The organism is Skermania sp. ID1734 (genome assembly GCF_007489285.1).
Lineage (GTDB): Bacteria > Actinomycetota > Actinomycetes > Mycobacteriales > Mycobacteriaceae > ID1734.
Genome location: NZ_VLIY01000053.1, coordinates 1 through 878, shown reverse-complemented (window position 1 = coordinate 878; position 878 = coordinate 1). Strand labels below are relative to the sequence as shown.

The 878-nt window shown below is 59.6% G+C and carries 2 protein-coding genes; both read right to left on the bottom strand.

Translation table 11 applies throughout. From position 1 onward, the window contains the following. Window positions 1–332: hypothetical protein (locus tag FOS14_RS24510; RefSeq protein ID WP_143773432.1), on the bottom strand; the 332-nt coding region annotated here is incomplete at its 3' end. A gap of 286 nt (window positions 333–618) precedes the next feature. Then, window positions 619–878 (bottom strand): transposase (locus tag FOS14_RS24505; protein WP_143773016.1); only part of this gene is annotated, 260 nt, incomplete at its 5' end.

Genomic DNA, 878 nt, shown 5'->3' with positions numbered 1-878 from the left:
CGCATCTGCACAAAAAACTCCGGCGGAATCGCCGGCATCACGAAACCGACAACCACACCATCGCTTTCCACCAACCGACACGGCCACGCCGACCGCGACAACAACTCCATCCCCGCCGAAAACGGCAACGACTCCAAATACGCCGGCATCGCCTCCAACACCGACACATCCAACCCCGCCCGCACATCCGCGCGATACTCCTTGAACACCAACGACGACGCATACTGCATCCGCACCGCCGGCGCCGAAAACACCACCCCCTGCCCACCAGCAGCCAACCGAGACAACCCACCCAACTGGGCGATGGTCAGACGAGAGACCGTCTCAGACATGTTGACCCCCTTGCACTTTCAACGATTCGATACCCGACACTACTCCGGACCCAGGCACAAGATCACCTCCTCCGGCTGCTTGGAGGAGTTCTTCGTCGAGACCCAGTCACGCGGGCATTCGTTCGGTTCTTCCCACAACACGCCCGTCACATGATCAGTCGCGTAACTGCTGTCACAGGGTGCCGGCGTCACCACCACACCGGTGCCCTCACCGCTCCTGTGAATGCAATCACCGAACTTCGCCGAAGGGACTGTCCAGCAATTGGTGTAAATCGTTGTCTCTCTGTTATTTTCGTCCAGCGGATACGCGGCCGTCGAAGGTGACGTCGAAGGCGTTGAGAGCCTTCAACCAGCGGTTGGTCCAGCGCTTGCGGCCGGTGCCGGCGGGATCGAGGCTCATTACGGCCAGGTAGATGCATTTGAGCGCGGCCTGCTCGTTGGGGAAATGGCCACGGGCACGCACCGCTCTTCGAATTCGTGCGTTTATGCTTTCGATCGCATTTGTCGTGCAGACGACGGATCTTATTTCGGTGTCGTAGGCCAAGA